This window comes from Geoalkalibacter ferrihydriticus DSM 17813 (genome assembly GCF_000820505.1).
Lineage (GTDB): Bacteria > Desulfobacterota > Desulfuromonadia > Desulfuromonadales > Geoalkalibacteraceae > Geoalkalibacter > Geoalkalibacter ferrihydriticus.
The window spans coordinates 144,376-170,033 of record NZ_JWJD01000002.1 but is presented as its reverse complement, the minus strand read 5'-3'; the positions used below and the strand labels follow the sequence as shown (position 1 = coordinate 170,033).

At 57.7% G+C, this 25,658-nt stretch carries 20 protein-coding genes; 11 read left to right on the top strand and 9 right to left on the bottom strand.

From position 1 onward, the window contains the following. Positions 1–16: 16 nt before the first annotated feature. Complete coding sequence (locus GFER_RS06990; protein WP_040097856.1) at positions 17–2,440, bottom strand: glycoside hydrolase family 65 protein; 2,424 nt, start codon at positions 2,438–2,440, stop codon at positions 17–19. Between the two features lie 206 nt (positions 2,441–2,646). Between GFER_RS06990 and ppsA the strand changes: the two genes are divergently transcribed. Further along, positions 2,647–5,040 (top strand): phosphoenolpyruvate synthase, encoded by a 2,394-nt coding sequence (gene ppsA, locus GFER_RS06985; RefSeq protein WP_040097855.1) that lies wholly within the window; start codon positions 2,647–2,649, stop codon positions 5,038–5,040. Positions 5,041–5,053: 13 nt separating this feature from the next. Here the strand turns inward: ppsA and mgtE are convergent, their stop codons facing one another. Further along, positions 5,054–6,373, bottom strand: a complete 1,320-nt coding sequence (mgtE, locus tag GFER_RS06980) for a magnesium transporter (protein WP_040097853.1) — start codon at positions 6,371–6,373, stop codon at positions 5,054–5,056. Positions 6,374–6,540: 167 nt separating this feature from the next. Here mgtE and GFER_RS06975 point away from each other — a divergent pair, with 167 nt between their 5' ends. The 4 genes from GFER_RS06975 to GFER_RS06960 all read left to right on the top strand — a co-directional run bounded on the left by GFER_RS06975 (position 6,541) and on the right by GFER_RS06960 (position 11,474). Continuing rightward, positions 6,541–7,698 (top strand): PQQ-dependent sugar dehydrogenase, encoded by a 1,158-nt coding sequence (locus GFER_RS06975; protein ID WP_082047941.1) that lies wholly within the window; start codon positions 6,541–6,543, stop codon positions 7,696–7,698. 163 nt (positions 7,699–7,861) lie between these two features. Then, complete coding sequence (gene phnD, locus GFER_RS06970) at positions 7,862–8,776, top strand: phosphate/phosphite/phosphonate ABC transporter substrate-binding protein (RefSeq protein WP_040097851.1); 915 nt, start codon at positions 7,862–7,864, stop codon at positions 8,774–8,776. After that, positions 8,773–9,585 (top strand): phosphonate ABC transporter ATP-binding protein, encoded by an 813-nt coding sequence (locus GFER_RS06965; protein ID WP_052446110.1) that lies wholly within the window; start codon positions 8,773–8,775, stop codon positions 9,583–9,585. The genes phnD and GFER_RS06965 overlap by 4 nt, the downstream gene beginning before the upstream one ends. After that, positions 9,582–11,474, top strand: coding sequence for a PhnE/PtxC family ABC transporter permease (locus tag GFER_RS06960; protein WP_040097849.1), 1,893 nt, complete (start codon positions 9,582–9,584; stop codon positions 11,472–11,474). The genes GFER_RS06965 and GFER_RS06960 overlap by 4 nt, the downstream gene beginning before the upstream one ends. 16 nt (positions 11,475–11,490) lie before the next feature. On the opposite strand, the gene GFER_RS06955 is transcribed toward GFER_RS06960, so the two are convergent. The 7 genes from GFER_RS06955 to GFER_RS06925 all read right to left on the bottom strand — a co-directional run bounded on the left by GFER_RS06955 (position 11,491) and on the right by GFER_RS06925 (position 18,892). Beyond that, positions 11,491–12,774, bottom strand: coding sequence for a hypothetical protein (locus GFER_RS06955; protein ID WP_161807393.1), 1,284 nt, complete (start codon positions 12,772–12,774; stop codon positions 11,491–11,493). Between the two features lie 17 nt (positions 12,775–12,791). After that, entirely contained in the window at positions 12,792–13,262 is a 471-nt protein-coding gene (locus GFER_RS06950; protein WP_040097845.1) for a hypothetical protein, read from the bottom strand. A gap of 51 nt (positions 13,263–13,313) precedes the next feature. Further along, a complete protein-coding gene (locus GFER_RS06945) occupies positions 13,314–14,588 on the bottom strand; it encodes a hypothetical protein (protein ID WP_052446109.1) in 1,275 nt (424 codons plus the stop codon). 260 nt (positions 14,589–14,848) lie between these two features. Then, positions 14,849–15,208, bottom strand: a complete 360-nt coding sequence (locus GFER_RS06940; protein ID WP_040097844.1) for a cupin domain-containing protein — start codon at positions 15,206–15,208, stop codon at positions 14,849–14,851. A 78-nt stretch (positions 15,209–15,286) separates the two neighbouring features. Beyond that, positions 15,287–15,967, bottom strand: a complete 681-nt coding sequence (locus GFER_RS06935; protein WP_040097842.1) for a hypothetical protein — start codon at positions 15,965–15,967, stop codon at positions 15,287–15,289. Between the two features lie 81 nt (positions 15,968–16,048). Next, positions 16,049–16,945, bottom strand: a complete 897-nt coding sequence (locus GFER_RS06930) for a phosphoribosylaminoimidazolesuccinocarboxamide synthase (protein ID WP_040097840.1) — start codon at positions 16,943–16,945, stop codon at positions 16,049–16,051. 6 nt (positions 16,946–16,951) lie between these two features. After that, positions 16,952–18,892, bottom strand: coding sequence for a SurA N-terminal domain-containing protein (locus GFER_RS06925; RefSeq protein ID WP_040097838.1), 1,941 nt, complete (start codon positions 18,890–18,892; stop codon positions 16,952–16,954). A gap of 191 nt (positions 18,893–19,083) precedes the next feature. On the opposite strand from GFER_RS06925, the gene GFER_RS06920 reads away from it, so the two are divergent. From GFER_RS06920 to amrS, 6 genes are all read left to right on the top strand, one after another. After that, a complete protein-coding gene (locus GFER_RS06920) occupies positions 19,084–20,133 on the top strand; it encodes a rod shape-determining protein (RefSeq protein ID WP_040097836.1) in 1,050 nt (349 codons plus the stop codon). Positions 20,134–20,232: 99 nt separating this feature from the next. Then, positions 20,233–21,051 carry a rod shape-determining protein MreC gene (gene mreC / locus GFER_RS06915; RefSeq protein ID WP_040097835.1) on the top strand — a complete coding sequence of 273 codons (819 nt, stop codon included), beginning with the start codon at positions 20,233–20,235 and terminating at the stop codon, positions 21,049–21,051. Continuing rightward, positions 21,048–21,560, top strand: a complete 513-nt coding sequence (mreD, locus tag GFER_RS06910) for a rod shape-determining protein MreD (protein ID WP_040097833.1) — start codon at positions 21,048–21,050, stop codon at positions 21,558–21,560. The genes mreC and mreD overlap by 4 nt, the downstream gene beginning before the upstream one ends. Before the next feature lie 5 nt (positions 21,561–21,565). Continuing rightward, positions 21,566–23,425: a penicillin-binding protein 2 gene (gene mrdA / locus GFER_RS06905; RefSeq protein ID WP_040097831.1), complete on the top strand. Its 1,860-nt coding sequence runs from the start codon at positions 21,566–21,568 to the stop codon at positions 23,423–23,425. Positions 23,426–23,430: 5 nt separating this feature from the next. Continuing rightward, a complete protein-coding gene (gene rodA / locus GFER_RS06900; RefSeq protein WP_040097830.1) occupies positions 23,431–24,528 on the top strand; it encodes a rod shape-determining protein RodA in 1,098 nt (365 codons plus the stop codon). Positions 24,529–24,631: 103 nt separating this feature from the next. Next, on the top strand, positions 24,632–25,648 hold the full coding sequence (gene amrS / locus GFER_RS06895; protein WP_040097828.1) for an AmmeMemoRadiSam system radical SAM enzyme: 1,017 nt from the start codon (positions 24,632–24,634) through the stop codon (positions 25,646–25,648). Positions 25,649–25,658 lie beyond the last annotated feature (10 nt).

The following is a 25,658-nucleotide window of genomic DNA, read 5'->3' as shown; positions in this document are numbered from 1 at the left end:
TTTTGACAATCTGCAGTCAGGGGCACTCTTTGCTGCACAAGTTCATTTCCAGTGTTTCTCCCCCGCGCAGGCGGTATTCCTGCTCGCCATAGGCAACGCGAATCGCCTCTATTTCGCACTGCTGGCAGGTCAGCTTCATTTTCTCCTGGGTGATTCGCAAGGTCAATAATTGGCCACGATAGTGAAGTTGCAGACACAAGCTCATCAGTTCCCGCGGCAGGCAGGGGTTGAGGTGCAACACGCCGTTGCGGGTTTCGATGCCGGTATAGCAGCGCTGAATCAGATCAACGGTGCCCGCCATGGCACCGAGGTGAATGCCCTCGGGGGTGGTGCCGCCCTGAATGTCATCGATATCCGAACGCAGGGCCTGGGCATAGAGATCCCAGGAACCTTCGCGATCCGAGCGCGAAAGAACCCAGGAATGGACCACCTGGCTAAGGGTTGAGCCGTGGGAGGTTCGAGCCAGATAGTAGTCGATGTTTTTGGGGATCGTCTGGCAATCGAAGTCATAGCCGAGGCGCTCGAAGAGGGTTTGCAGTTCCTCGGCGGAAAACAGATAGAAAAGCATCAGCACATCGGCCTGCTTGGAGCATTTGTAGCGGTTGGGCGTGTCGTCTTCAGCTTCAAGAATGCGATCGAGACGCATGACCTTGCCGTGTTTTTGGCGGTAACTCTCCCAGTCGAGTTCCTCAAGTTCGTCATAGCCTTCGAATTGGCTGAGGAGACCCTCACCGTGAAACACCAAACGCATGCGGCGGCTGATGTGATCCCACCGCTCGATCTCATCCTCTTTCAAACCAAGAATTTCGCATAATTCCTGCCGTCGATTTTCGGGCAGAACCTCCAGCGTCTCAAGGGCACAGCTCAGTACCCAGACCGCCATGACGTTGGTGTAGGTATTGTTGTTGAGCCCCGGCTGGTCGGAATCGGGATAGGCGTCATGATATTCATCGGGGCCCATGACGCCGAGAATTTCGTATCTTTCGATCTCTTCGTTCCACTGTACGAGGCTGGACCAGAAGCGCGCGATTTCGAGGATCATCTCGGCCCCGTAGAAGCAGAGATATTCCAAGTCGTCGGTCACCTGGAAATACTGCCAGACATTCCAGGCGATGGCCGCGTTGACGTGGCGCTGCAGACGCGAATTATCGGGAATCCAGTTGCCTGACTTGGGATTGAGATGAACCTCCTGGCTTTCCTCGCGGCCGTTACTGCCGCTCTGCCAGGGGTACATGGCGCCACGAAAACCGGACTCGCGGGCTGCGGCGCGCGCTTCGTCAAGGCGTCGGTAGCGGTATTTGAGCAGGGTGCGCGTGATTTCCGGGGTGCGCAGGTTGAGCAGTGGAAAGATGAACAGCTCATCCCAGAAAATATGCCCTCGATAGGCCTCGCCGTGCCAACCACGTGAAGGCACCCCGATATCGAGTTTGATGGCATGCATGCTGACGGTTTGCAGCAGGTGAAAGATATGCAGACGCAAAATCATCTTGTTGCGTTCGCCCTTGTCGCCGTTGGCTTCTTCGAGGTTGATATCGAAGCGTCGCCACAGATGTTTCCAGCGCAAGGCATGCCCCTTGAGCAAATCATCGAAGCACCCGGCACGTGCCGCGGCGGTGCGAGCTTCCAGGCCGCATTCAGAAAGAGCTTCGTCACGGGAAGTGAACAGAGCGATGATTTTTTCGATTCTGGCTTCCTGGCCCTGCTCAAGGTTGATGGTGAACTGTTGGGCGATGTAATCGTCTTGCTGATCCAGACTGCGCTCGGGAGTCTGTGCCGCGCCTGCGATAAAAATTCGGGTGCGGGACGCCTGGGCGATTTCGACCCGCGACTGGTTGGTGCGCATTTTCAGCAAAAGTGTTTCTTCATCGAGCTGTTGCGCGGCGAGGGGCTCGAGATGCCGATTGGCCAGGTCGCTGTAGCGTTCGACGTTGTCGTTGACCACGCGTCCGTCCAGAGCGCTGCAAAAATCGACTTTGCCCGACCAGTTCTCAGCCTGCAGACAGGTTTCAAGGGCCGCCAGGTGACGATTGCCCATGTGCACCAGGCATTTTTGCTCAAGCAGGGTGATGCGCTGTTCAGCGTCTTCAAAGCGAATGCTGCGTTGCAATAGCCCTTGTTTGAGGTCAAGAGTCTGGCGATAGGAGTGAATTTTAACTCCTTGCAGGTTAAACCAGTCACCACCCTGGATCCGAAAGGAGAGGGGCAGCCAGTTAGGCAAGTTGACCAGATCTTCGTTTTCTATGGTGCGACCCGCAATTTGCGTCTCCAGACGATTGTATCCGCCGGCGAGATAGGTGCCGGGATAGTGCACATCATCGGCGCGGGATTCAGGCGCGGCCCCGCGCGTGCAAAAGTAGCCGTTGCCGACGGTACACAGGGCCTCGCGCAATTTTTCCTGGGGAGGGTCGAAAGATTCGTAGACAAGAGTCCAACTGTTCATGGGCGAAATTTCCTCCTGGGCCGCAGGTAGTAAGAGGCAAGTTGCTATCAATTTTAACAAAATTAGATAAATTGCAATTCGCGACGGATAAATCGCAAGCGATGAAGTTCGGGCCGGGTTGACATCCAGTCGGGTGTTGATAGAAATGCGGTAAGTCTTTTACGCGTCGAAGTACGAGCCTGTTTGTTTTTCAGAAAGGAGAGTGTATGAGCGCGCTGACCGGGACGATTTGCTGGTTTGAGGATCTCACCAACGAGGATGTCTCTCTCGTCGGCGGCAAAAATGCTTCCTTGGGGGAGATGATACGAACCCTCAAAGCCGAAGGTGTCCAGGTGCCGGATGGATTTGCTACAACGGCCGAAGCGTATAGGCGTTTTTTACGGGAGAACGATCTGGATGAAAAAATTCAATCGCGCTTGGACGAATACCGCAAAGGAGAAAAATCCCTGCACCAGACGGGAGATAGTATCCGTCGCATGATTCGTCGTGGCGATTGGCCCGAAGATCTGGCCGTCGCCATCCGCGAGGCTTATGGAGAACTCTGCCGGCGCGGCGGCCGCGAGGAAGTGGATGTCGCGGTGCGCAGCAGTGCCACCGCCGAGGATTTGCCCGACGCCAGTTTTGCCGGCCAGCAGGAAACTTTTCTCAACATCAGCGGGAAGGCGGAACTGCTCGATGCCTGCCGCAAGTGCTACGCTTCGCTGTTCACCGATCGCGCTATCAGCTATCGGGAAAACAGGGGCTTCGACCACATGCAGGTCGCGCTCTCCGTAGGCGTGCAGAAGATGGTGCGCTCGGACAAAGCCGGGGCCGGCGTGATGTTTTCCATCGACACCGATACGGGTTTTCCCGATGTGGTGGTGATCGACGCGGCCTGGGGCCTGGGTGAGAACGTGGTGCAGGGCACCGTCAACCCCGACGATTACCTCGTGTTCAAGCCCTTGCTTGACAACCGCGCCTTTAACCCCATTCTGCATAAGAAGCTCGGCAGCAAAGAGAAGAAGATGGTCTATGCCCGCAGCGCGGGGCAGACCACGCGCAATGTGGACACCACGGCCAAGGAGCGGCGCGGCTTTGTGCTCGAGGATGAGGAGATTCTGCAACTGGCGCGCTGGGCGGTGGTGATCGAAAAACACTATGGGCGACCCATGGATATGGAGTGGGCCAAGGACGGCGACAGCGGGGAACTCTTTATCGTGCAGGCGCGCCCCGAAACGGTGCAGTCACGCAAGGAGGCGGGAGTACTGAGGAGCTATGCCCTCAAGGAGTCGGGCGAGGTGCTGCTCACGGGACTGGCCATTGGCGAGGCCATTGCCGCGGGGCAGGTGCAGGTGATCAAAAGCGCTTCAGAAATCGAGCGTTTCGAAGAGGGCAGCATCCTGGTCACCGGCATGACCGATCCCGACTGGGTACCCATCATGAAAAAGGCGGCCGGCATCATTACTGATCACGGCGGCCGCACGTCGCACGCCGCCATCGTCAGTCGCGAGCTGGGCATTGCCGCCGTCATCGGAACGGGCAGCGCCACCTCCGAACTCAAGGATGGCCGGAAGGTTACTCTGTCCTGCGCCGAGGGGGATCAGGGTAAAATTTATGACGGCATCCTCGAATTCGAGGAAACCGAGGTCAACCTCGATGATCTGCCGGAGATCACAACCCAGATCATGCTCAACATCGCCAGCCCGGCGGCGGCCTTTCGCTGGTGGCGCCTGCCCTGTCGCGGCATCGGTTTGGCGCGCATGGAGTTTATCATCAACAGCATCATCCAGGCCCATCCCATGGCCCTGCTCAAGTACGACGAGCTGGAGGATAAGGAGGCGAAGCAGCGCATCCGCGAGCTGACAAAAAATTACGACGACAAAAGTGAATATTTCGTCGACCAGCTCGCCCAGGGCATTGCCACCATCGCCGCCAGCCAGTACCCCGAGCCGGTCATCGTGCGCATGAGCGATTTCAAGACCAACGAATACGCCGACCTCATCGGCGGCCGACAGTTCGAATTTTCCGAAGAAAATCCCATGCTCGGTTTCCGCGGCGCTTCGCGCTACTACAGCGACCACTATCGCGCCGGATTTGCTCTGGAGTGCGCGGCCATAAGGCGAGTGCGCGAAAAGATGGGGTTGGCCAACGTCGTCATCATGATCCCCTTTTGCCGCACTCTCAAAGAGGCTGACCGGGTGCTGGAGGTTTTGGCGGAAAACGGCCTGGTGCGTGGTCAATTGGGACTCGAGGTGTACGTGATGGTTGAGATTCCTTCCAACGTGATACTCGCCGAGCAATTTGCCGAGCGCTTCGACGGTTTCTCCATCGGCTCCAACGACCTGACTCAGCTGACCCTCGGCGTCGATCGTGATTCGGCGATCCTCAAGGAACTTTTCGACGAGCGCGATCCGGCTGTTATGGCGACCATCGCCCAGGTGATTCGCGCCGCCAACAAGACCGGCACCAAAATCGGCATCTGCGGACAGGCCCCCAGCGACTATCCGGAGTTTGCCGCCTTTCTGGTGGAGGAGGGCATCGATTCGGTCTCGCTGAACCCCGACAGCGTGATCGGCGTCATTCGCCGCCTCGCCCAGGTGGAAAAACGCGTGAAGGATTAATCCTCGGGCGGCCTTATAAGCCGAGGACGGCCCGCGCGATCAGGAAATAGACCAGCAAACCGCTGGCATCGACGATAGTGGTGACAAAGGGTGCGCTGACCACTGCCGGGTCGACGCCGACCTTGCGGGCGAGCAGGGGCATCATTGAACCGACGAAGGACGCCAGGGTGCAGACGGTGATCAGGCTCAGGGCGATAATTACGGCCAGGCTTTCCCCGGCGAACAGCCAGACCGGAATAAGGCTCAAGGCTGCCAGAACGCCGCCCAGTAAGAACCCGACGCGGGCCTCGCGCAATACGACGCGTAAAATATCCTCTGGACGGATATCGTCAAGAGCCATGCTGCGCACTACCGTCGTTGCCGATTGTGCACCTGCGTTGCCCCCCGTGCCGATAAGCAGGGGAATGAACAATGCCAGGACCACCACCTCTTCGAGGGTCTGTTCAAAGGCGCTTAGAACGTTGACGGTGAGCGTAGCGGCCACGGCGAGCATCAGTAGCCATACGGCGCGACTGCGTGCCAGATGAAAGACGGAAGCGGAAAAATAGGGGCGTCCCAGAGGTTCACTCGCACCGGTGCGGGCCAGGTCTTCGCCGGTTTCGGCACCGAGCACGTCCATGGCATCATCGACGGTGACCATGCCGACCAGACGGTTTTCCGAATCGACCACCGGGACGGCCAGCAGGTCGGCGCCCTGGATTATTCGGGCGACCTGTTCCTGATCCTCGTCAACGCTTACGGCGTGGGTTTTGCCGCTCATGATCTCGCCGACGGTGTTTTCCGGCTCGGCGAGAAGCAGGTCGCGCAGTGTGATGGTGCCGAGCAGACGCAGTTCATCGTCGGTTACGGGCAGCGTGTATATGGGCTCGGCATCCTGGGCGCGTCGCCGGACCCGCGCCAGGGCGTCCTCGACACGCATCTCGGGAATGAGACGGATGAATTTGGGACTCATGATACGGCCCGCCGATTCATCAGGATAGCCCAGGAGCATGGCCGTGAGGCGCCGCTCCCGTGGGCTCAGGCCGGCCTGGAGTTTTCTGACCACGGTGGCCGGCATTTCATCGAAAAGTCGTGCCCGGTCGTCGGCGTCCATCTCTTCCACCAGGCGCAGCACCTGCTCGTCGCGCAAGCCGCCGAGAAGTTCCTCCTGGTGAGCGGCATCAAGAAGCTGAAAGACTTCCAGGGCGCTGTCCTTGGCCAGCAGGCGAAACGCCTTGGCGCGTTCGGCCGGCGCAAGGCGCGCGAGTTCATCGGCAACTTCGAGGGGGGTACGTTCCTGCAACTCTTGGCGCAGGGTTTTGAGGTCACTTGTGGGCAATGGGTTTTGCGACATAAATTACACTCCTATTGACAAGCCCAGGCATCAGCATGACAAGAACCACGGACAAGTATAAATGCCATGAGCCCATGGCGCTACCCGCGTTGGTCCGGAAGCGAAATATGCCATCGGTATCTTACCCTGTCCAGATTTCTCGCTCCCAAAATGGAGGTTTCCTGAATATGAGCATAAAGTCTTTTGCAACTTCGGCGCTTTTGATTTTGACCCTTTTCCTTGTGGGTTTTTCTCTCTTTCGCCCCCCGGGAGTAGGCGCCAATGAGGTCATCGACACCGAAAAGCACAGGTTGCGCGTGCTGACCCTGGTTGAAGGGCTCGAACATCCCTGGGGCCTGGCTTTTCTTCCCGATGGTCGTATGCTGGTCACCGAGCGCCCGGGACGCTTGCGCATCATCGCGCAAGGACAGCTCGCACCCGATCCTGTTTCCGGCCTGCCGGAGATTGTCGCGGTGGGGCAGGGCGGATTGCTTGACGTTGTTCTGCATCCCGACTTTGCCGTCAACAAGCTGGTTTACATCTCCTATGCCGGGCGCGGTGAAGGAGGCATCGGCACAGATGTGGCGCGTGGGCGACTGGTCGACGACCGCCTGGAAGAGCTGGAAGTCATTTTCCGCATGGAACCCAAAACCAACGCCCGCCAGCACTTCGGTTCGCGGCTGGTGTTTGACCGCCAAGGGTATCTCTACATCACTCTGGGTGACCGGGGCGAAAGAGAGCGCTCTCAGCGCTCCGGCGACCATGCAGGTTCAGTTATTCGTTTGCATGATGACGGACGGGTGCCCGATGACAATCCCTTCGTCGATAGAGAGGATTGGAAACCGGAAATCTACAGCTACGGCCATCGCAATATCCAGGGCGCGGCCCTGCATCCCGAATCCGGTGCCTTGTGGACGCACGAGCACGGTCCCCGGGGTGGAGATGAGGTCAACATCATTCGCGCCGGACGCAACTACGGCTGGCCGGTATTTACCCATGGCGAGGAATATGTGACCGGTCGACCCATCGGTGCAGAAACTCCACCCGAGGGGATAGAGCCTCCCTTGCACTATTGGGTGCCGGTGTCCATCGCACCCTCCGGCATGGCTTTTTACACCGGCGATCAATTCCCCAACTGGCGCGGCGATCTGTTCATCGGCGCCCTACGCGATCAGATGCTGGTGCGCTTGCGATTGGACGGCGAAAAGGTGGTTCAGGAAGAACACCTTCTGGAGAAGACCTTGGGGCGCATTCGTGATGTGCGCCAGGGGCCCGACGGCTATCTCTATCTGCTTACGGATGAACGAAACGGGGCTCTGGTGCGATTGGAACCGGCGGAGCCCTGAGCAGCGCGCGGTTTGAGGCTTTGGCGCTCTGGACAAGAAGAATCGGAAAAACAAATTTCATGGATCGAGGTTATTAATATTTCCAATTTGCTTTTTTTGGCCCTCCTGCCTAGAATTTGTCGCCGATGAATTCAGCTGATTAATGGGAAGGAAGGGACAAAAAATGAAAAAGCTTGGAGTTCTTGCGGTGCTGTTTGTTGCCGCTCTCAGTCTGATGGGTTGCCAGAAAGGAGAGGAGTCCGCGGCGCCGGAGACTTTGGCCCAGCTGCCCGCCAAATTGGTCATGACCGCCATCCCCGATGACAATGCCGAAAACATGCGGGAATTTTTCGGGCTCATCGCCGCGCAGATCGAAAAAGCCACCGGTATTCCCTGCGAGTACGTGCATGTCGACAACTATGCGGCCAGTGTCACGGCCCTGGCCACCGGCCAGGCTCATTTGTCCTGGTTCGGCGCCGTAACGGCGGCGCAGGCCTACATGCAGATGAGGGACAACCTCCGGATCGTTGCGGCCCGTGACATCGACAAGGAATTTGTTTCCTATTTCATCGCCAACGCCGACCTGGGTCTTGACCCGGTGGATAATCTTCAGGAGCTGGCGCAACTGGCCGAAGACCGCGGATGGAGCTTTACCTTCGGCAGCAAGAGCAGCACGTCCAGCCACCTTATGCCGCGCAGCTTCTTTACCGAGCAGAGCGGCCAGAGGCCGGAGCAAGTCTTTCGCACTGTGGCCTACAGCGGCAGTCACGACGTGGTGCTGCAGAAGGTCGCAAACGGCGAGTTTCACATCGGCGCCCTCGGTCAGCCCCCCTATGATCGCGCCGCGGGCGAAGTCAAAGCCAAGGCTCCCATCATTTACACCACCCCTAAGTTCACCAACTACTGTTTCGCTGCTCGCGCGGACCTTGGCGATGAGTTGTTGGAGCAGATTCGTTCGGTGCTCATCAATCTGCACGACACTGCTGAGGGGCAGAAGATTCTCGGCTATCTCAAGGCGGGCCGGTTTGTCGATGCCGACATCAGCGAATGGATGGGATACGTCGAACTCATCGAGACCGGCGTGGATATCGGCGGTTGAGAGAATTGGGCCCGCGTGCATCTGGCGGAATTTTTACGCTGCAGAACGCATACAAGTCCTTCGGTGAATCCGAAGTGCTCAAAGACCTGAGCTTCTGTATCGAGGCGGGAGAGCGGGTGGCCGTGATCGGCCCTTCGGGGGCGGGTAAGACCACGCTCTTTCGCTTGCTCAGCGCGGTGCTCAAGCCCACCTCCGGACAGGTGACGACCCTGGGGCGCGACACCCGGCGCCTGCGCGGACGTGCCCTGCACAGGCTGCGGCGCGACATCGGCGTTCTGTATCAGAACGACAATCTGATCCCCCATCTGCGTGTCGTGCATAACGTGCTGATGGGCCGGCTTGGTGATTGGAGCCTGGCACGGGCGCTGGTTTCTCTGTTCTGGCCGCAGGAGTTGCACAGGGCCAAGGCCGCTTTGCAGCAAGTTGAACTGGCGGAAAAACTCTGGTGCATGCCTGGAGAACTCTCCGGCGGGCAGCAGCAGCGGGTCGCCATCGCGCGGCTTATCGTGCAGCAGCCGCGTGTCATGCTTGCCGACGAACCCGTCAGCCAGCTCGATATCCGTTTGGGGCGCGAGATCATCGAACTGCTCTGTTCCATCGCGACTTCTTTGGGCAATACGTTGCTGGTCAATCTACATACTCTCGAATTGTTGCACGGCAATTTCGAGCGTGTCATCGCCTTGCGCAGCGGACAGATTTTTTGGCAGGGGCCTCCCTCTGCCATCACCCGCGAATTGCTGCAAGAGCTCTACGGTGCCGAATATCGCGCCATGCATCTCGATGACGTTCCCCTCGAACAACGCGCATGAATTCCGCTTCCCCAAGTCCCCGTCTTAAGCCCTATGCCGTGACACGCCCCTGGCGTCAGTGGGCGGCCCTGGTCACCCTCGCTGCCCTGGTGGTCGCCGCTTTTACCGCCGCAGAATGGGATTTCAGCGCTCTGACCCAGGCGGATCAGCGCAGCGCAGCGCTGGCGCGCATGTTGGCCTGGGCGCAAACCTTTGCCTCCCCTGATTTGAGTTATGAATTTCTTCGGCAATGCTGGGCCCTGACCCTGCAGACCCTTGCGGCGGCCACCCTGGGTACCTCCCTGGCGGTTGCGGCCGGCTTCCTTTTGGCCATGGGTTCATCCCGCGCTGTTTGCGTCGGCGAAGAAGATGCCCAGGGGTGGCGGCGCAACTTTGCGCTGCGCGGCTTGGCAGCAGTCCTTTGTGCTTTGTGCCGCCTGCTGCAGGATATCCTGCGCGCGGTTCCCGATTTTGTCTGGGCGATCATCCTGGTGGCCATGATCGGACTTGGGCCTCTCACCGGCGCCCTGGCCCTGGCTCTGAACATCAGCGGGATCCTTGCCAAGGTCTACAGCGAGTTGTGGGACAGCATCGAGGAGCGCGATTACGAACAGATTCGCGCGGTCGGCGGTGGTCGGCTCAAGACCTTTTTCTACGGCATTCGCCCTTTGGCTTCGCGCAGCATGCTGAGCTTCACCCTGATGCGGGCCGAATGTGCCATTCGTAACGCGGCAGTGATCGGCGCCGTCGGCGGCGGCGGCCTGGGCGCCGAAATCTGGTACCAGATCCAGTTCGGCGCCTGGAGCAAGGTGACGACGCTGATGCTATTTACCCTGGCCCTCACGCTTAGTGCGGATCTGGCCAGCAACTTTATCCGCCGTCAGTTGCGCGAGGACCCCAATCATCCGCGCGGAACCAAACCGCGCAACCTCGCCCAGCAGCTGCTGCCCGCCTATGTCGGCAGTGGCTTTGTCTGTGTCGTTCTGCTCTGGTCCCTGTGGTTCATGGGCTGGGGCGATAACGCGCCACCCGGACAGCAGAGCCGCAATTATCTGGAGCCGGCGGTAAAATTGGTGACGGGCGAGTCCTGGCGCAACCTGGCTTTTTTCGAGCGGCTGCTGCGGCCAGATCTTGACGGGGCCGCCCTGGGGTTGGGCGGGGCGGAAAAGAGCGTTGATCTGTTTGCTGAATATACCCTGCTGGATTTCTGGAAGCCTTCAGCCTGGGCGGCTTGGGATCAGGAGTTGGAAAAATGGTTTGTGTGGCGGGTAGTCAAATCGGCCTCCGTGCCTTTGGCGATGGCCATTATCGGCACTCTGATGGGGGTGGCGGGCGCCATCGCCCTGACCTATCCGCATTCCCTGGCGTTTCAGATGGAGCCCGCGCGCTTCACCGGCGAGACCGCCCATCCGCTGGTGCGCATTGTGCGCCTGCTACAACTTGTCGGGGCGCGTTTCGCCGGCCTTATTGCGCGCGGTGTTCCGGAGGTGATGTGGGCCTTTCTGTTTATCGCCTTCTTCGGCCCGGGTCTGCTCGCAGGCACGATCGCCATCGCCATTCACAGCACCGGGGTGTTGGTGCGCGTGTTCAGCGAAACGGTGGACAATATTCCCTACCGGCGCTTTGAGCAATCTTTCATGGGCTCGCGTCTGTCCTGCTTCGGCTGTGTCGCCGCACCCACGGCCTGGCGCGACTGGCTGACTTACAGTTTTTTCCAGTTTGAAAGTAACGTGCGCACCGGAGTGGTTCTGGGTATTGTCGGAGTCGGCGGTCTGGGTTTTTTCTTTACCTTCAACTTCGAATGGTTTCGTTTTGAGAAAGCCGCCACCTACCTGCTGATGATCATCGCTCTGACCATCCTCATCGATCGCACTTCCCGCCTGCTTAAGCTCTCGCGTATTTCGCGCTGAATCCGTCCGTTATTATCTATCGCCTGTGGCAGAAAGCACAGTCCGTTCGCCCCTGCGCATCTTTGGGCGGAGGGGTGGCTTCAAAGCCCCCGTCAACCGAAGTGATGACGTGGCAGGAAAAGCAGAAGTAGGGTTGGCCAGGCTGATTAAAGGGTGGATAGGGCGCAACTGTCCCTTGCGGAATCGGCTGCCCTACCAATAAATGATGATAGTTAACGATGCGGGTTGGGTCATTGACAAATTCCTGAAAGCCTTCCGGATCTTCAAAAGGATCGGGCGGGACAAAATCAGGGTCATCAAAATGGCAGTTTCCGCAAGCTGCGTATTCACTCTCGCGGGTATGATTGAACCCAAGATGATAGCCTTCATCGACTAGTTCAAAAAAGTCTCCCCTGAAGGAGCCCGGCGCCCGGTTTAATTGTTCCAGATACTGCAAAACCGTATTCCCACGGGGGACTATGGGCAGCGGTCCATGGCAGGAGACACATCTGTCAGGATGATCAAAGGGACTTGACACATGGCAATCCAGGCATGAGGGGCCGCTGCCGCCCAGCCCGTCGATGCCGTGACAGAGCTTGCAGCCGTCCATGTTCTGGACATCCCAATGGCCGAGCTTGAAAACTCCAAATCCTTCGGGAAATTCGAAGCCGTCAGGAATTTCCAAGCCTTCGGGGAGCTCGAATTCGAGTCGTTGACCGAACCACCAGAATTCATCCGGCGCACTTGAGCCTGGATGGGCGGCGTTGACCGGATGGGCCACCTCTTCCGTGCGCAATTGCCCGGAAATGGTGTCGACGAAAGTGTTGACGCGCGTTTCTTCGTTGACGCGCCCGTTGTCGTGGCACTGGAGGCTTTCACAGCCACCGGGAAGATCACGCATGGAGATATTAAAGCGCGGATTGCTACCCGCGCCACCGCTTTCGCCGTGGCAACCCTGACAGGAGGCGATGTCGGCCTTGGCGGCACGCCCGTGGTTGAGAGGATGCGCCCAGGGCAACCCGGGGAGAGAAAATGCAGACAGAGGATGCAGGTCGAAGGGCGGACCATCAAGATGACAGACAAAACAACTCGGCACCCCCCCTCCGCCGCGTAAATCAGCGCGATGGCAAACCTGGCATTCGCTGAGGTCGCCTCGTGACTGCGCCGCCAAAGTCGGGATGTCGTGGGTGAACTTCCAGCCCGGCTCATGGGCGTTACGTGTCGTAGCCGCTTCCTCGTTGCTGCTGCCGCCGCAGGCTGCCAGCAGCATCGTAAACGCAAGAAGAAGTGCCGCCAGCGATTTCATTACTCCCCTGTGCATGTTGGGCCTCATCCCCTTTAGCCGTGACAAGGACGGCAGGTCTGCGAAGCTTTCGGGTTGCCGTGGCAGCGAAAGCAGGAGGTCGGGTCGATACGGCCGTCGATACGGTGACGCGACAGGTAATCGCCGCGGTGCTGGGTGCGCCGGAAATTTTCCGTCTGGTTGCGCAGAGAGGGTTTGAGTTCGACGCGCGTGGCGTGGCAACTGTTGCAGAAACTCTGCTCGTGGCACATGGCGCAGACCGCTTCGTCCTGATAGGTGACCAGGCGGTGGTTGTCGGTGAAATAGGGCGTATGGTTGTAGCGCTCGTAGACCATTTCTTCGTTGTCGTAGCCATGGCAGCGCACGCAGTAAACCCGCCTCTCGCCCAACTCATAGATCGGGGGGTGGGTTTTGGGCGGACGATAACCGTTGCCGGCCACGCAGGAAATCAACAGGCCGGCCAGGCCCGCGGCGAGGAGAATTGCCAGAATCTTTTTACTGCTCATAAAACCTGCTCCGAAAAGTGCGGCGGTGCCGCAGCCAAATCCCGGTTTTCTTCAATTTCCGAAAAGATAATGCGCCGCAAGGGTCGTCCGGAAATTGTTGTCAAGATAGGGATCGTCGCTGTAATCCAGGGAAAATTTGAGTTTCAACCGATCCCCCATAAACCCCTGACCGAAGCCCAGGGACGCAAACCATGCCTGATCCTTGCCGAAAATAGCTCGATCATAGTCGACCAGTATAGCATCGCCCGTAACGAACCAAGGGCGCATATCCCAATAGAAATAGCCGCGCGCCAGGCTGAAGCGATCGCGCGCCTGGTCGCCGTCCATGCGACCAAGTTCAATGCCCACCTGGGAGAGAATTTTCATTTTCCAGGTAGCTATCAGGGAATAGTAGTCGGCGTCGCCGAAGCGCTTGCCGTATTCGTAGTGTTTGTAAACGCCGGCCAGTTCCAGACGTTCATCGACATAGAGAAAGGCTTCAGCTCCCATGACTTCCAGGGTGTTGCCGGTGCCAGCCAGAAAGCGAAAGGGAAAGGCGGAGCTGTCAGTCTCGATGAAAAAATCGTCAAACCGATATTTCTGGTAGAAGGGACGAACCTCAAGGGGGCCCAAAGGGAGCCGCAACTCATAAAAATGCTCGGCCCAGCCGTCGGTTTTGAGGTTGTAGACCGAACTGCCTTGCAGGGAAACGCGGCCCGGCAGGAAGACAAAGCTGTCGAAACCGGCGAAATGCTCGTCATTGCCGCCGTCATTGGCGAGTGTTTTATACGAGAGACCGACCTCGTAGAGGCTGGTGCGATGTTGGGAGATGCGTCCGCCGAACACGTAATCGCCGCGGCGACCGTTGGTGGAAGACAGGGCTGCGGGCTGACCGGCATAGGCGCTGAGGGTCAGGCCGTGGGGCAGTTGCGAGCGTCCATAAAGGCCGTCGACCACCTCATTGGCGACTCCTTCGAAGACATAGAAGCGCCCCAGGCGTCCCACGAAGTCAAGGGTTGGAGAGTCATACTCGAGATAACCGTAGAGAATTTCCCCGGTTGTTGTTTCCTCAAAATAGTCGTCGCCGAGATTGACACGCATCCAGCCGTAACCGTGGAAGGTCAGGTTCGCATCTTCACGATCTCCGTAATCGATTTGCAGGTACTGGTAGACGGGCAGGGCTTTTTGCCCTGGAGCGTCGGGCAGGTCTCGTTTGAAGGACTGCAGAAGAGTGTCGGAGGTCAAACGCAACTGCGTTCCGCTGACCAGGCCCGGAAGCGCCAGTACCAGAAAAAAACACACAGCCAGGCAAGCTGCCCGGCGTTTGCGACCCTGAGCCGCTATCATTGTACCCCCCTTTACGGAATGGAAAACCGTCATGACGGTAGCCGCGAATTTCTGGTCTTTTGCACTCGCCCAAGGGAGAGACAAAATTTTCGCAGTCAAACCAACGCGCTGATTATGCCATAAAATCTCAGACCTTTAAATGGGGATAATGGTTTAAAATGATTCATGTTTTTTTGTGAACCTGGGGCCAGCTTGAAAAAAAGCCCTCGGCAGGCGCGCGAGGGCTTCGTTTCGATCGATGGTTGATGAAGTCGGCGTCATTAATCGACAGTGTTCGCAGCGGCCTTGAACAGGGTAAGCAACATTTTAAAGCGTTTGGTCGCCCGTACCCGATGGGAAACATGGCCAGGCATTAGGATGATTTCGCCCGCCTTGACGAGGGACGGGTTCTTGCCCACGGTAATTTCAGCTTCCCCATCCAGCACCTGAACAAAAGCATGGTAGGGCACCGTGTGTTCGGAAAGTGCTTGCCCCTCGTCGAAACTGAACACCGTCAAGGTGCCCGTCTCATCCTGCAAGAGGGTGCGGCTTACCACCGCGCCTTGTTGATAGGCGACCATGTCGGCCAGATCCGCGGGAACCCCGCCTTCAAGTTTTACGGAATGGTTGTCGCTGGTCATGGGTTGTCTCCTTTGCGAGGGATCCGAGTTTATACTCAAAGCATAGCAGCTCAAAACATTTGTGCGCCTTGACCGGAGTCAAGGGACGTTCAGTTCATCCCAGAGGCGCTCGATGTCTTTGATCAAAGCCGGATTTTCGGCAAAGTTGATGGCGTAATAAAGGGCGGCAGAGGTGCTTTTTGGGTCGTCGAGAAGGTGATAGGCGAGGGCCACATGGTAAAGAGCCAGGGCCTGGTCGTCATTGTCGTATGCGATATGCTGAGCCTGGGTAAACAGCTCGAGGGCTTGTGCGATATGGCCCTGCGCCAGGGCCTGGGCGCCCGCGGCATCGGTGTAGAGAAAGGAGCCTTCGGTCAGGTGGGGCAGCAGCGCCGATGCCTCTTGGGGACTCGCCAACTTAAGCGCAAGTAAGAGGATCAGTCGATGGTGAATTCGGTCGTATTCCTCCGTCGCGGGGTCGCTGTCGAGTAACGCACTGGTATAGGCCTCGCGTGCTTTCTGGTCGAGCCCGAGAATTTCCAGAATCTCGGCGCGACGTAGATAATAGGTGGTTTCGCTCGGCGCGGCGAGAATGGCAAGTTGGTACTCTTTCTCGGCTTGAGCAAGATTGTTCTGAAAGATCAGATTTTCAGCCTGCTGAGCATGTTCGGCTGCGGGCAGGGTGGCGGTGAGCTGAGGTGCGGGCGCACAGGAGGATAGCGCCAGAAGGCAGCCCAGCAGCAGTCCGGCAAGGCCGGCGGGAAGTATGCAAGCGTTCATGGCGCAAACCTGACGGGCGGCGGGCCGCAGCAGCCGCAAAAAAAAGCCGCGGAGGTTTGTTCCGCGGCCGAGAATTGCTTGTCAACGAGGTGCGTCAATTCCGGTGAGGCGCTTAAGCGCTTCCAGGTACTTTTCGCTGGTCTTTGCGACGATCTCTGCCGACAGAGGTGGCGGCGGAGCCTGCTTGTTCCAGTCGAGAGTCTCCAGATAATCGCGCAGAAACTGCTTGTCGAAGCTCGGCTGAGGTCCGCCGGGACGGTACTTGTCCTTGGGCCAGAAGCGCGAGGAGTCGGGGGTGAGGGCTTCGTCGATCCAGATGAGTTTGCCGTCAAGCATGCCGAATTCAAACTTCGTATCGGCAATAATGATGTCCTTGGTATCCGCGATCCCGCGGGCCCGATTGTAAATGGCGATAGTGGTCTCGCGAATCTGTGCGGCAAGGTCCGCGCCGACCAGTTCCACGGTCTGAGCAAAAGAGATGTTTTCATCGTGATCACCCAACTCGGCCTTGGTCGATGGGGTGAAGATGGGCTCGGGCAATTGCTGGCTTTCCGTCAGACCCGTCGGCAGGGTAATCCCGCAGATGGCACCGGTTTTTTTGTAATCTTTCCAGCCCGATCCTGAAACATAGCCGCGCACTATACATTCGACCGGAAGCGGTTGGGCTTTTTTCACCAGCATGCTGCGACCGTCGAGAACCTCACGATAAGGGTGGGTTTGCCGCGGAAAGTCGGCAACGTCCATTGCCACAATATGGTTGGGAACGATGTCGGCCATCTGTTCGAACCAGTAGCGTGAAATCTGAGTGAGGACGAAACCTTTTTGCGGAATGGCCTCATCCATGATGACATCGAAAGCCGAAATGCGATCGGAGGTGACGATCAGCAGGTGCTCGCCAAGGTCGTAAATGTCTCGCACCTTGCCGCGGTTAATCAGATTGAGTTCAGGAAAATCGGTCTTGAGCAGCGGTTTGCTCATGGGTGGTCACCTTTCCAGGAAATTGGCGAGAATCGGCGTAATTTGAATGTTGGCCTCGCTTCGTAGTGCGTCGACTTTGGTATCCAGTGCAGCTTCTTGCTTGCGCACTTGCAGTGCGTTGCGCAACTCGGCCCTGAGGTTATCGTCGAGCAGGTTCATGTCAGCCGGTAGAAATTCCTTGAGTGCGGCAACGACATAGTTGTCGTCGATCTCGTAGACCTCGGGAGCGATGTCGCCTGGCTCATTCAGTTCAAAGGCGGCGGCGGTCAAAGGGGCATTCTCGCCGAGTCGCGGGATGAAATTTTCATAGGCGCCGGAGAAGCGTCCCGATTCCTGGAGGCGTAGGCCCTTCTGTCGGGCGAGTTGCTCGATGTCGCCGTTATCCTGCTTCAGCTCGGCCAGAAACTCTGCGGCGGCTTGGCGGGCAAGCTCGGCGGCTTTTTCCTGCCGGTAGGCTTCTTCGACTTTGGCACGGACCTCGTCGAGCTCAGGCAAGCGGCTGGCGCGGCGTTCCTTGATTTTGAAGAGGTAGACGTTTTGTGGCAGTATCACCGGCCGTGCCAGTTGCCCGGTCGTTAGGCCGAAGGCCGATACCGCGACCTGAGGGGCGCGACCGATGCCGTCAATGATTCCGTCACGGGTAAACAGGCCAGTCTCCCTGATCTCCAGCTCATTGACGCGGGCCGCCGTTTCCAGGTCGCCGCTGTGGCGATACTGGTTATAGGCGTCCATGGCCTTCTGGATGGCAAGCTGGCGCGCTTCCTCTCGACGCAAGTCAGCCTTGACGTCCTCGATGACTTTTTCGAGAGGATGTATCCCGGCCTCGATGTGGTCGGTGACCTTGATGATGTGTAAACCGAACGGTGTGCGTACCAAATCGCTGATTTCGCCAGGACTCAGGGCAAAGGCTACCTGTTCAAAAGCCTGGACCATGACGCCGCGTGGAAAATACCCCAGATCGCCTCCCTGAGCCGCGCTGGCCTCATCGTCGGAATAGGTTTGAGCAACCTCGCCGAAGTCCTTGCCGTCTCTGACTTGCCGTAGTGCCTCCTCGGCACGCTCACGCTGCCGGGCGATGCGCGTCTCGTCGGCATCATCGGTGAGACGAATCAATATGTGGGAAGCCTCGACCTGCTCACGTACTTCAAATTGGTCAAGGTTGCGCCGGTAGTGCCGTTCCACGGCCGCTTCGTCGAAAGTGACTTGATCAAAGTAGCGTTGCGGATCGAAATCGATATAGCGCAAGGAGACCGCCTCAGGGAGGCGGAAATTTTCGCGGCGTTCCGAAAACCAGGCGAGAAGTTCGGATTCGCTGACCTCGACGCGCTCTTCAAAAAGCGAAGGAGCGAAGGTCACGAAGGACAGATTGACTTCTTCGTTGCGATTGCGAAATTCGGCGACGATGTCCTCTTCGTGGACGACGACATCCTTCTGGATTTCGTCGATGATCTTGCTGATGAGCAGTTGGCGATGTTGGCTGCGCTCAAACTCATCCGGGGTGATGCGTTGAAAGCTTAGAACTTCCAGGTAGCGCTGCCGACTGAAGACGCCGTTTTCATGGAACGCGGTGATTTCAGCGATGGAGGCGATCAACTCGTCACGAGAAACTTTGAGGCCGCGCCTTTCGGCTTCCTGCGCAAGCAGGGTCTGCTCGACAAGACGATCAGCGGCCATGCGCCGCAGACCAAGGCTGCGTTCCATTTCCGGAGTGAACTGATCGCGGTAGAGGCTTTGGTATAGATTGTAGAGGTTGTTGTAGGAACGTTGCACGGCCTCGAGAGGAAGCTTTTCTCCATTGATGATCAGGGCTGTTGCGGCGGGATCTTGCGGGTTGTCGCTGCCACGTCCCCAAACCAGAAAAATGGTCCCGATAAACGCTGCGATAATGACCCAGAAGACGATTTTGACAAGAAGGGTCTTTTGTTTTCTGCGGATGATATCAAGCATGAGGCACGGTCTCCTTGGCCGGATTTAAGGCAAAACAAAGCGTACATAATAAGACATCAAAAGCCTGTCTGGCAATAAATTTTTCAATTAAATTGCCTTGCTAAAGAAGGGTGATTTTGATAGGGTAAGCGCCGGCTTGCAGGGCGAGAGTCATGCCCAGAGTAAAGACAGCAGAAAGGATTGGCGGCCCAATGTTTAACCTATTCAACGCGATTTTTGGGCTTTTTTCCAACGACCTTGCCATTGACCTTGGCACGGCCAACACCCTGGTTTATCTGCGCGGCAAGGGAATCGTCGTCTGTGAACCCTCGGTGGTGGCGGTGCAGAAAGACAGCGTGGGCCAGCGCCGCGTTTTGGCCGTGGGGATGGAGGCCAAGAAAATGCTGGGCCGTACCCCGGGCAGCATCGTGGCCATTCGCCCCATGAAGGACGGGGTTATTGCCGACTTTGACATTACTCAGGAGATGTTACGCTATTTTATCCAGAAGGTGCACAATCGCAAGACGTTGGTGCGCCCGCGCATCGTCATCTGCGTGCCTTCCGGAATTACTCAGGTGGAAAAACGCGCGGTCAAGGAGTCGGCCGAGTCGGCGGGAGCGCGCGAAGTTTATCTGATCGAAGAGCCCATGGCGGCTGCGATCGGCGCGGGTCTGCCGATTACCGAGGCTTCGGGGAACATGATTGTCGATATTGGTGGCGGCACCACCGAGGTGGCGGTTATCTCGCTGGCCGGTATCGTTTATGCCAAAAGTGTTCGCGTCGGGGGCGACAAAATCGATGAAGCCCTTGTCCAGTATCTCAAACGCAAGTACAATCTGCTGATTGGAGAGCGGACCGCGGAGCAGATCAAAATCGAAATTGGCAGTGCCTATCCCGACCCCGACGGCCAGGTGCATACCATGGAGGTCAAGGGACGGGATCTGGTCAGCGGCATACCCAAGACTCTTGAAGTTGATTCCAGCGAGGTGCGCGAGGCTCTTTCGGAAACGGTCAACGCGATTGTCGAGGCGGTGCGCATCGCCCTTGAGCGGACACCGCCGGAGCTTGCCGCGGACATTGTCGACAAGGGGATCATTCTTGCCGGCGGCGGTGCCAACCTGCGCAACCTCGATATCCTGTTGCGCGAAGAAACCGGTCTACCGGTGGTGATTGCCGAAGATCCTCTGTCCTGTGTCGTGCTCGGCTCGGGAAAGGTGCTTGATGAACTCGACCTGTTGAAGCGGGTTACGATTTCGTCCTAATCGTTGATTTTTGTCTTTTCTTTCCAATGCTGGACATTGACTTTTTTCTCAACAAGGAGGGCCCCGTGGGCCCTCTTCGTGTTTTTCCCGAGGTGAGGGTTGCGTGAGTTGCTGAGAAAATATCGCCCCTTGCTGCTGGGTGCCTGCCTGCTTCTTGCCGCGTTGCTTCTCTACAGCAACAACTTGCGTCGCAAGGATCATACAAGTGTTTTCGAGCAGGCGGCGCTAATGGTGACGGCACCTTTTCTGAAAGGGTTTGATCACCTCTATGCACGGACGGTCTCCTTGTGGGACAATTATGTCTGGCTGGTCGATACGGCCGGGGAAAATGACCGACTGCGCGAGGAAAATCTCCTGCTCAAGGCCGAGGTCGAAAACCTGCGCGAAATCCGTCTGGCCAACGAGCGCCTGCGTATGCTGCTTGAATTTAAGGATGAACTGACTCTTTCTGCGGTCCCGGCGCGGGTCATTGGTGCCGACGCTTCGAGCTGGTCGCGAACGGTTCTTTTGGACAAGGGATCGCGCTCAGGGGTTCGCGAGGGCATGGCGGTGGTTACCGCCAGCGGGGTGGTCGGTCGTGTGATCAAGGTCGCGCCCGGAGAATCGCGGGCGCTGCTGATTACCGATGCCGCCTCGGCCGTCGCTTCCCTGGTGCAACGTACGCGCACGCGGGGAGTCAGTAGAGGCCGTGGCGACTCTCTGATTCTCGATTTTGCCCTGCGCCAGGAAGATATCCAGGTCGGCGACCGCCTGGTGACTTCCGGCACCGGCGGCGTGTTTCCCAAGGGGCTGCTGGTGGGCGAAGTGGTCCGGGTCGTGCGTGGTGATTATGGACTTTTCCAAACGGTCGAGGTGGCGCCGGCGACGGATTTTTCCCGTCTGGAAGAGGTCCTGATTCTCATTGAGGAGCTGCCGTGAAATCGGCTTTGGGCTTTATTCTTGCCGGATTTGTTTGCGCCTTTGTTCAGACGGCGCTTTTCCCCAGGTTTCTTCCACTCTCCACCCGGCCTGATTTGTTTATCCTTCTCATTGTCTGCCTCAGCCTCAGCCAGAATACCCTGCGCGGAGCTCTTATTGCCTGGGGTCTGGGGGGACTCAAGGATGTTTTTGCGGGACAGACCCTGGGTCTGCATGGTTTTGTGTTTCTGATTACATTCTTCTTGATCAAAGGTACTGAGCGACGTCTCAATACGGAAAGTTCACTGCTTCTGGTTCTGCTGGTTTTTGCCGGAGTTCTCATTGAGGGGGGATTGACCGCGGTAACTCTGCTGATTCTTGATGATGTCGGGCGCAGCTGGCAAATCATTCTACGCCATATACCCATGCAGGCCTTGGTTAGTTCTGCCGTGGCCTGTGCGTTGTTGGCGCTGATGTTCTGGTTGCAGCGCCGTACCGGCTTGAAACAGATCATTCCCGGTCTGAGATAAGCGTTATGAATTCTGATTCAGACTGGTCGGGCAAGCCCGATCTGACAAAAAGATTTGTTGCTTTGTCGTTGGTGGCGGTGGTCGTTTTTCTGCTGCTGCTGCTGCGTCTATGGTATCTGCAGGTGATCAATGCCGAGCGCTACCAGGCACTGTCGGAGAGAAACCGGATCCGCTACATGCCTATCGCCGCCCCGCGCGGGCCTATTTTCGATCGAGACGGCCATCTTCTGGTCGATAATCGGCCGTCCTTCGGTGTTTCGGTCATGCGTCAGGATGTTGACGATCGAGATCGTCTATTGGAGCGCTTGTCGTTTCATCTGGAAACCGATCGCGCGCAATTGGAAGCACGTTTAGAGGCAGGGCGGCGCTTTCCCTTCTACCGTCCCGTTCCTCTTGCCGATGACGTCAGCCGCGAAATGCTGGAGCGGGTTCAGGAAAATTCCCTCGATTTGCACGGGGTTCTGATTGATGTGCAGCCCTTGCGCTCCTATCCCTATGAGGACGCGGCCGCTCACATTTTCGGCTATCTCGGCGAGGTTACTGAGCGCGACCTGGCGCGGTTGCAGGGCCTCGGCTATCGTCCCGGAGATTTCGTCGGCAAGACCGGCATGGAACAGACCTTGGAGGACTATCTGCGCGGTGCCGCGGGGCAGCGCCTGGTGGAGGTCGACGTTCTCGGCAAGGAGTTGCGGGTTCTTCAGGTTCAGGATCCAGTCCCCGGCAACAAGGTTTATCTGACGCTGAAGCGCGATGTCCAGCTTGCCGCCGAGCGCGCGCTGCGCGGCCATGCCGGGTCGGCTGTAGCCCTTGACGTTCGCACCGGTGAGGTCCTTGCTTTGGCCAGCGTACCTTCGTTCAACCCGGCCCTGTTTGCACGCGGGATTACCGGCACCGAGTGGATCGAATTGTTGCAGAATCCCCGCCACCCTCTGCAAAATAAAGCCATCAAAGGGCAGTATCCCCCCGCATCGACTTTCAAGATTGTCACAGCTCTGGCCGCGTTGCGCGCCGGGGTTGCGACCCCCAATACTCAAGTCACTTGTTCCGGCAGCTTTACCCTCGGCAACCATGTATTTCGTTGCTGGAAAAGAACCGGCCACGGAGTGACTGATATGCGCAAGGCCATGCGCGAGAGTTGCGATATATGGTTTTATAAGGTCGGGCTAGATCTCGGTATCGAGCGGCTCGCTGAGATGGGTCAAGAGTTCGGTCTGGGCCAATCCCTTGGATTTGAACTGGCCGGCGAGAAACAAGGACTTATGCCGACGCGGGCTTGGAAGCGGCAGCGCATGGGCCAGCCCTGGTATGACGGCGAGACGGTTATTGCCGCCATCGGGCAGGGCTTCGTGCTGACCACTCCTTTGCAGCTTGCGGTTATGACCGCCGCCGTAGCCAATGGCGGCGCGTTGTTACAACCGCAGATCGTCAAGCGTGTCGAGGGATGGGACGGGCAGGTTTTTCGTGAGGCCCAGCCCGAGGTCATTCGTCAAATTGATTTCGGCGACGGCAACCTGGCTGCGGTGCGCCGCAGTCTTGATGCCGCGGTCAACGAACCCCAGGCCACTGGGCGCGCCAGCCGCATTGAGGGGGTTAGGGTTGCGGGCAAGACCGGCACCGCCCAGGTGGTGAGGCTCAGAGACGACAAAGACAAGATTGTCAGAGAGACCCCTTATCGTTTTCGTGATCATGCGCTTTTTGTTGCGTATGCTCCGGCTGATGATCCTGAGATTGCCGTGGCCGTCGTGGTCGAGCACGGGCAATCGGGCGGCGCAACGGCGGCGCCTATCGCGCGAGCCATGATCGAGGCCTATTTGGGCCTGCCGGTTTCCGAGCCTGTGGCTCCGGCAGGGCATTACGGGGATTGAACAGAATGTTTGATCGACGCTTGTTGCTCAATTTCGACTGGACTTTGCTGATTACGGTGAGCGCCCTGGCCCTCATCGGCACCGCCAGCCTGCACAGCGCCACCTCCGGATGGATGGGCGGTGGAACACCGCTCTATCTGAAACAGCTATCCTGGTTTGGGATCGGGCTGTTTCTCGCTCTGCTGATCTGCTGTTTTGACTACCGCCATCTTGAACACCTGGGCTCTCATTTTTTTGTCATTAATCTAGCCCTGCTGGTTGCCGTTTTGTTTTTCGGCAAGAAGACCATGGGCGCAACGCGCTGGTTGGATCTCGGCTTATTCAACCTGCAACCGAGCGAAGTCATGAAGGTGGTGATCATTATCGCCTTTGCCCGCTATTTCAGCCGGCATGGACATTTTCGCGGCCACCGCCTGCGCGAGCTTGCCATCCCCTTCGCGCTTCTGGTGCTTCCGGTGGTGCTGGTCCTGAAGCAGCCGGACCTTGGAACCTCATTGCTTATTCTCTTCATTGCCGTGGTCATGGTTCTGTTCGCCGGAATCAGTCGCGGCGTCCTGGTGTTTTTGTTGCTGCTCGCAATCCTGGGCGCCGGCGGCGGCTGGTTCATGCTCCATGATTACCAGAAAGAGCGAATTTATACTTTCCTCAATCCCGAACGCGATCCGTTGGGGTCGGGTTACCACATTATCCAATCCAAGATTGCCATCGGTTCGGGCGGCACCTTGGGTAAGGGCTTTATGCAGGGAACCCAGTCGCAACTCTCGTTTCTCCCCGAGCGGCATACGGATTTTGCTTTCTCGGTTTTTGCCGAAGAATGGGGTTTCGCCGGCTGCCTTGTGCTTCTGCTGCTCTACCTCTTCCTTGTCATGTGGGGTATCTCCATCGCGCGGCGCGCGGCTGACCGCTTCGGCATGCTTCTCGCTGTCGGTGTCACCGCCATGTTTTTTTGGCATATCGTGATCAACCTCGGTATGGTGATCGGTTTGCTGCCGGTGGTGGGCGTGCCTCTGCCGCTGTTTTCCTACGGGGGGACAAGCATGGTGACGACCATGATCGGTACGGGATTGCTGCTCAATGTCAGCATGCGGCGATTTATGTTCTGAATCCACCGCTCTTTTCTTTTTGGCGACCTTCGCGTTCACTTCAGAACAAGCTCCACCTGTTATACTCTCCTGCATGGTTCACTGAGAAGGGGAGGGTTGTGCCATGAAGGAAGCCATGTTCTGGGAAAAGGCCGAGGAGCAGCGGGTGCGCTGCGGTTTGTGTCGCTTTCGCTGCCTGATCGTCGAAGGGCAGCGCGGAATTTGCGGCGTACGCGAAAACCGTGGAGGGGTGCTCTACACCCTGGTTTACGGCCAGAGCGTCGCCGAAAATAGTGATCCCATCGAGAAAAAACCCCTGTTCCACTTTCACCCCGGCTCATTGAGCTTTTCGGTGGCCACGGTCGGGTGCAATTTTCGCTGTCTGCACTGCCAGAATTACCAGATTTCCCAAGTGCCGCGTGATTATCGACAGGCTCTGGCCGGACATCCTCTGTCGCCGCAGGATATTGTGCGGCGCGCTCGGGAGAGTGGCTGTCGCAGCATCGCCTACACCTATACCGAACCCACCATTTTTTTCGAATATGCCTACGATACGGCGGTTCTCGCGCACCGCGAAGGCCTCAAGAATGTCTTTGTCACCAACGGATATACCACACCGGAGGCCCTGGGCGCGATTGCCCCCTTCCTGGACGCCGCCAATGTCGATCTCAAGGGTTTTTCGGAGCAATTCTATCGCGAGGTTGTGGGTGCGACATTGGATGGAGTGCTCGAAACGCTGCGCGAATATCACCGCCTGGGAATCTGGCTCGAGGTGACGACCTTGCTTATCCCCGGTCGCAATGACCGTGCGGGTGAGTTGCGCAAGCTTGCCGCCTTCATCGCCGACGAACTCGGTGCTGACACACCCTGGCACGTCACCGCCTTTTATCCGACCTATAAACTCATGGATGTGCCCCCGACACCGCCTGAAACACTGCACAAGGCGCGAAAAATAGGGCACGAAGCTGGTTTGCGCTACGTCTATACGGGCAATATTCCCGGCGAGCAGGGCGAGAGCACCTTTTGTCCAGGGTGCGGTGATAGGGTCATCGAACGGCGGGGATTTCGGTTGGGACGGATGAGCCTCGAGCAGGGGCGGTGCAAAGCCTGCGCGACTTTGATTGCCGGTGTCGGGCTTTAGGGCGGGAGGA